The sequence below is a fragment of the Sphingomonas sp. LH128 genome, from assembly GCF_000293195.2.
Classification (GTDB): Bacteria; Pseudomonadota; Alphaproteobacteria; order Sphingomonadales; family Sphingomonadaceae; genus Novosphingobium; species Novosphingobium resinovorum_A.
This window is the reverse complement of record NZ_ALVC01000251.1, coordinates 1-6302: the sequence shown is the minus strand read 5'-3', so window position 1 is coordinate 6302 and position 6302 is coordinate 1. Positions and strand designations below refer to the sequence as shown.

The 6302-nt window shown below is 64.6% G+C and carries 7 protein-coding genes and 1 pseudogene; 5 read left to right on the top strand and 3 right to left on the bottom strand.

Going from position 1 to position 6302, the window contains the following annotated elements:
• Positions 1-695: alkaline phosphatase (locus tag LH128_RS19590; RefSeq protein ID WP_008831421.1), on the top strand; the 695-nt coding region annotated here is incomplete at its 5' end.
• A gap of 112 nt (positions 696-807) precedes the next feature.
• Here the strand turns inward: LH128_RS19590 and LH128_RS19585 are convergent.
• Positions 808-1229 (bottom strand): annotated as a pseudogene (locus LH128_RS19585) (SDR family oxidoreductase); the annotation flags it as partial.
• A 337-nt stretch (positions 1230-1566) separates the two neighbouring features.
• Between LH128_RS19585 and LH128_RS34680 the strand changes: the two are divergent.
• Together LH128_RS34680 and LH128_RS32365 are read left to right on the top strand one after the other, a co-directional pair.
• Positions 1567-1698 (top strand): hypothetical protein, encoded by a 132-nt coding sequence (locus tag LH128_RS34680; RefSeq protein WP_256434604.1) that lies wholly within the window; start codon positions 1567-1569, stop codon positions 1696-1698.
• Positions 1699-1962: 264 nt separating this feature from the next.
• Positions 1963-2364 carry a DoxX family protein gene (locus tag LH128_RS32365; protein ID WP_081799170.1) on the top strand — a complete coding sequence of 134 codons (402 nt, stop codon included), beginning with the start codon at positions 1963-1965 and terminating at the stop codon, positions 2362-2364.
• A gap of 28 nt (positions 2365-2392) precedes the next feature.
• Here the strand turns inward: LH128_RS32365 and msrB are convergent, their stop codons facing one another.
• Positions 2393-2884, bottom strand: a complete 492-nt coding sequence (gene msrB / locus LH128_RS19575) for a peptide-methionine (R)-S-oxide reductase MsrB (protein WP_008831417.1) — start codon at positions 2882-2884, stop codon at positions 2393-2395.
• A 68-nt stretch (positions 2885-2952) separates the two neighbouring features.
• Positions 2953-3693 carry a peptide-methionine (S)-S-oxide reductase MsrA gene (gene msrA, locus LH128_RS19570; protein WP_008831416.1) on the bottom strand — a complete coding sequence of 247 codons (741 nt, stop codon included), beginning with the start codon at positions 3691-3693 and terminating at the stop codon, positions 2953-2955.
• Positions 3694-3905: 212 nt separating this feature from the next.
• On the opposite strand from msrA, the gene LH128_RS19565 reads away from it, so the two are divergent.
• Entirely contained in the window at positions 3906-5642 is a 1737-nt protein-coding gene (locus tag LH128_RS19565; protein ID WP_008831415.1) for a cytochrome c biogenesis protein DipZ, read from the top strand.
• Positions 5643-5777: 135 nt separating this feature from the next.
• The coding region (locus tag LH128_RS19560; protein WP_008831414.1) for an outer membrane protein at positions 5778-6302 on the top strand (525 nt) is incomplete at its 3' end.

Sequence of the window (6302 nt, the reverse complement as noted above, 5' to 3'; positions counted from 1 at the left end):
CCGCCACTTTTGCCCATGTCGGCGCGCGCAAGGACAAGGACGAGATCTTCCGTCAGATGCTGAAGCCCCGCTTCGGTGACGGCGTCGATATTCTGATCGGCAAGGGCCGGGCTGACGCCGCCGCCTCCTTCGCCAAGCAGCAGACCACGCCTGAGCAGGCCTTCGCCGCAGCCGGCTATCGCTACGGCGAGGACACTGCGATCGTGCGCGACGCAGCGCGTGTGGCGGTGCTGCGCGACGCTGATTTCGCCCCGATCCCGGCGGTGGAGGCGACGATCGCGCAGCTGGCGCGCAATCCCAAGGGTTACTTCCTGATGGTCGAGTGGGACATGCACACCGACGACCCGAAGAAGGGCCTCGGCCATGTCAGGGAAATGGACGAGATGATCCGCCGCGTCAGCCAGATTGCCGGCAAGGACACGCTGATCCTGTTCACCGCCGACCACAGCTTCGGCCTGCGCATGAGCGGCGGCACGCGTGGCGAACCTTTGGCGGCGCAGTATGACGCCGAAGTCGCCAAGCCGGGCGTCACCGATGCCACGAACGACGTCATCAGCGTCCACGGCGGCCATACGGGAGAAGAAGTGATCGCCGCGGCCTCCGGCCCCGGCGCGGACAAGGTTCACGGGTTCTTCCCGAACACCCGGCTGTTCGACGTCATGCTTTCGGCGATGGGCTGGAAGCCGGAGAAGTAAAGCGGAGCTGGCGAAGGGGAGGTCGCCGCAGATGCAGATGACCTCCCCTCCTATGGATCATCCTTGTGACCCAATTGCACTTCCGGCGGTCACAAAGGGTTTTCGGGGACCTTCATGCGTTCACGATGATGCCGCCGTTGGGATGCAGCACCTGCCCGCTCGTGTAGCTGGCGTCCTCGCACGCGAGGAACAGAAAGGCGGGTGCGACTTCATTGGGTTGTCCGGGGCGTTCCATCGGGGTCCCCTCGCCGAAGTGCTCGAGCTTTTCAGGGCTGGCGCCGCCGCTGGGGTTCAGCGGCGTCCAGATCGGCCCCGGCGCCACGGCGTTCACGCGGATGCCCTGCTCGATGAGGTTTTCGGACAGCGAGCGGTTGAAGGCGGTGATCGTCCCCTTGGTCGAGTTGTAGTCCAGCAGTTCCTTGCTGCTCCGGTACATCGTCACACTGGTGCAATTGACGATGGCGGCGCCCTTCGAAAGAACAGGCCGAAGATGTTGGTCTGGAACGTGCGCCGCAACTGCTCTTCGGAAATGTCATGTCGGACTGGCACTTCGCCCAGCGTTCCACCCTTGGGGCGGTAAACGCCGGGATGGACATGGCCATGCCCGGCGGGGCTAGCCCGTTCGGCTTTCCGGACTTCTACGCGGTCCCGCTTCGCAGCGCCGTCATGCGCGGCGAGGTTACCCAAGCCCAGATTGACAGGATGGCCCTCAATGTGATCACGCCGATGTTGCGGCTGGGTCTGGACCGGACACCCTTCGACGGGCGACGCGGCGAGCATGGGGCGACACGTTGTGCTCGCGCACGATATCGCTGCCCAGGGTACGGTGCTTCTACGCAACGAGAAGGGGTTACTCCCATTCGACAGCGGGGTGCATTCGATAGCAGTGATCGGCGACGATGCCGGCGCCCAGGTCCAGACGACGGTGATCCACGGAGGCTTCGTCGGCAGCAAGGGGCTGAGCATGACGGGCGTACTCACCATGGTGGCCTGCGGTATCTGAATTCTCCGGTGCCTTACGCGATGTATCGGTTTAGGTCACCCCGTGTCGCGCGGCGCAATACCTGTCTCTGTCGGCGGTAACAAGTTCTGCTTGACCCTGTCCCGGGTTCGCGGCGGGCTGGAACGAGAAACCCGGCGCTTCATCGGGCGGACCACCGCGTCCGAACAGCAGACGATCCACTAACGGACAGCGGGAGTCGATCCTGGAACGTCCGTTGTGAGGGCGCTGGTGACAACAGGGACGTTTCGTAAGATCATGACCTCAATGGATTTGCAAACGATCTTCCGCGCGGTGCTGGCGCTGCTTTACGCGGTAGCTGGAGCGCTCCATCTGGCCGTGCCTGCGCCGTTCGTCGCGATCGTTCCAGGCTGGGTTCCCGCACCTGAAGCGGTTGTCATGTTGACCGGTATTGCGGAAATTGCCGGCGCTGCCGGTATAGGACAAGGATGGGCGCCTCGGCTTCGCGCTGCTGCGGCATGGGGACTTGCAGCCTATGCATTGTGCGTCTGGCCTGCGAACGTCCAGCATATGCTTCTCGATCTTGCAAGGCCCGGGCATGGAATGGGACTTGCCTATCACGTACCACGCCTTGCCTTGCAGCCGGTACTCATCTGGTTGCCGTTGTGGGCGGCGAAAGTCACTGCCTGGCCTTTCCGGCCCCGCTGAGCCTTGCCATCCCGTTCCCGTGCACGCGTCAGGCGGGTCGGAACGTCAGCGCAGCCCCGTTCATGCAGTAGCGCAAACCGGTAGGCGGCGGTCCGTCGTCGAAGACGTGGCCCAGATGCCCGTCACAGCGCATGCAGCGCACCTCCTTGCGCACCATGCCCATCGAGCGGTCGGCGACGATCATCACCGCGCCGGGGAAATGGTTCCAGAAACTGGGCCAGCCCGTACCGCTTTCGAACTTGGTGGTTGAGGAGAACAACGCGAGGTCGCAGCCCCCGCACAGAAAACGGCCCTTGCGATGCTCTTTCAGCAAAGCACTCGAATAGGGACGCTCGGTGCTTCCCTGGCGCAGTACCGCATAGGCCGGAGGGGATAGCCGCTTTCGCCATTCCGCGTCCGACAGCCTTAGAGGGGCATCCGGAGCGGCGACCGCTCGCCCGCCGATCAGGGCAGCGGTGCCTGCAGCGACCACCGACGAGGAGAAGCCGCGGCGGCTCATCGGGAAAACGTGCGGAATCATGGCTTTTGCATATCCTGTGGGTTGAGAGTGTGCCGATGTCGTGGTCAAGGCATCAGACCGGTATCGTATCAACGCTCCTGTGACGGACTGGCGCCTCGCGCGGAGACGAGGACGGGACTGCTTCGATAGAGCGCAGGAAACGTCGCCTTTAGTGCAGCGACCTTGGGCAGGTCGTTTCGGCGGATATAGGCCGAATCCGGATGCAAGGTCAGGTAGTCCTGATGATAACCCTCGGCAGGGTAGAAACCCTTGAACGGTTCCACGCTGGTAACGATCGGGCGCTTCCAGGCGCTGGTCTTGCCCAGTTGGGCGATGTATCGATCGGCCGTCGCGCGCTGCCCGGGCGAAAGGGGAAACAGCGCGCTGCGATACTGGGTGCCGCGATCCGGGCCTTGCGCATTGAGCGTCGTGGGATCCGCGACCACCGAGAAAAACACATGCAGGAGTTGCCCGTAACTGACCTGCCGGGCATCGTAAGTGACCTTCACCGCCTCGGCATGGCCAGTGCCCCCGCGGGATACCACCGCGTAGTGCGCGCTGCCCCGATCGCCGCCTGCATAGCCCGATATCGCGCTGCTCACGCCGCGGACATGCTGGAATACCCCCTGAACGCCCCAAAAACAGCCGCCAGCGAACACGGCAGTCTCGCGCTTGCCTGCCTCGGGCGTCTCGAACGCCGGTGGCGGGATGCGGAACACGGCCTGGGAGGAAGCGGCTTCGACGCTGCTCTCGCGGAGAAGCGCGGCGAAGCCGGCTACCGTCCCGGCAACGGTGACAACGATCATGGCGGTGTTGGCGATACGGTTCATGGGCGGGGCTTTCGGCTTGCGTCGTCTGTAAACAGATACGACGAAACATGCCGAAAGGATGCAGGCGGTCGTCGAATTCTCCGTCAAAGAGCACTGCGTCGATCATTCATGCATCATTATGGTGCGCGGGAGTTTATGGGTCGCAGCACCAAACCCGCCCACGTACGGGAGCGGGGCGCGCTTCGGCATCTGCGGCAAGGCGACGACACCACATGATTCTCTTCCTGCTGGCTTATCTGGGGGGTGTGCTGACCATCATCAGTCCATGCATCCTGCCCGTGCTGCCTTTCGTCTTCGCGCGCGCCGACAGGCCGTTCCTGCGCAGCGGGTTGCCGCTGCTACTGGGCATGGCGTTGACCTTCGCCGCCGTCGCGACGTTGGCGGCAGTCGGGGGTGGATGGGCCGTCCAGGCGAACGCCTATGGGCGCATCGCGGCGCTCGTCGTGCTTGCCGCCTTCGGCTTGCTGCTGCTGTTTCCCGCCCTTGCCGACCGGGCGACGCGGCCACTGGTCGCGCTGGGAGGAAGATTGTCGCAGTCTGCGGACCGGGCGGATCGCGGAGCGTCGAGTTTCTTCGCCTCGCTCCTGCTGGGCGTCGCCACCGGCTTGCTGTGGGCGCCCTGCGCGGGGCCGGTGCTTGGCCTCGTTCTCACCGGGGCGGCGCTGCAGGGCGCTAGCGCGCATACGAGCCTGTTGCTGCTGGCCTACGCGGCAGGGGCCGCGACTTCCCTGGCACTGGCCTTGCTGGTGGGCGGAAAGGTCTTCGCGGCGATGAAGCGTTCGATCGGCGTAGGCGAACGCATCCGCAAGGCGTTGGGCGTCGCCGTCCTGGTTGGCGTCGTCGCTATAGCTCTGGGGCTGGACACCGGGCTGCTGACCCGCCTGTCGCTGTCAGGCACGGCGCGTTTCGAGCAGGGCTTGCTGGACCGGTTTCACCAGGACGACGCGATGTCCTCAGCCGCCATGGGCAAGGGCGGGCAACTGGTGGAAGAAGGTCGGTTCCCCTCGCTTGCGGGAGTGACCGAATGGATCGGCTCCCCGCCGCTAACCCCGGAATCACTGCGCGGGAAAGTCGTCCTGGTCGACTTCTGGACCTACAGCTGCATCAACTGCCTGCGCTCGCTGCCTTACGTTCGGGCCTGGGCGGAGAAGTACCGCGACCAGGGGCTGGTGGTGATTGGCGTCCATACACCCGAGTTCGCCTTTGAAAAGGATCCCGCCAACGTCCGCAAGGCGGTAGGTGACCTCGGCATTGCCTATCCTGTCGCGATCGACAACGATCATGGCGTGTGGCGCGCGTTCCGCAATCGCTACTGGCCGGCGCACTACTTCATCGATGGCAAGGGCCGCATCCGCTACCATCATTTCGGCGAGGGCGACTATGCGCAGTCTGAAAGGGTGATCCAGCGGCTGCTCGCGGAGAACGGCAGCGCGGTGGGTAATGCGGGAACGGTCACGGTTTCGGCGATCGGAGCCGGAGCCGCCGCGGGGCAGGGGAAGGCGCGATCGCCTGAAACCTACCTCGGCTACGGCAAGGCGATGCGGTTCGCCTCGCCGGGCGGTCTTGTCCGAGATACCCGCCATGACTACGCGGCTCCCGCTAGCCCGCAGCGCGACGCCTGGGGCCTTGCCGGTGAATGGTCGGTCGGCCGCGAACAGGCTTCGCTCGACGCTGCAGGAGGACGCATCGTCTATCGCTTTCACGCTCGTGACGTGCACCTTGTACTCGGTCCGGCGCGAGCGGGCCGGGCGGTACGGTTCCGGGTGACGATCGATGGCCAGGCGCCCGGAGCCGATCACGGCGCCGATGTCGATCCGCGCGGCAACGGGTTGGTCGATGGCCAGCGGCTCTATCAATTGGTCAGGATGCAGGGCGGCACGGCGGAGCGTACTTTCGCGATCGAGTTCCTCGACCCCGGAGTTCAGGCGTTTGCCTTCACGTTTGGCTGAGGTGCACCAGCGGTTGTGTGCACATTGGTGCACGGGCAACAAAACGTCATGGTAAAGCGGCGCAACTAACGGTTGCTCCTCGCAGTTTGCCCTTCCGACAGCGGCTGAGTTGGCCGTCTGATAAGGAGGATTTCCATGAGGGCACTGTACTTTGCGCCTTTGGGCGCGATGGCGCTCGCTCTTGCCGCGCCGGCTTTCGCGCAGGACGGGGATGCGGTGGACTGGAGCGGCCCGTATGTCGGCGGCTCGATCGGTTACACGTTCCAGCAGAATGACAGCAACGAGCATCTGCGTTTCGACACCAACGCCGATGGCAACTTCAACGACACCGTCACCACGACGGCTGGCGCGAATGCCTTTTCTCCCGGCACGTGCGGCGGTGCGGCGCGCGGCGCGACGCCTGACAGCGGCTGCCGCGGCGACAAGGATGCGCTGAGCTGGATGGGCCACGTCGGCTACGACCGGCAGTTCGGCAGCATCGTCGCGGGTGTGGTCGCCGAAGCGGGCAAGACGTATATCGACGATGCGGTGAGCGAATATTCGACGACGCCTGCCTACTACACCATGCGCCGTCAGATCGACTGGAACGGCAATCTGCGTGCCCGGCTCGGCGTGACAACGCGCAGCGGCATCATGCCCTATGTGACGGGCGGCCTGTCC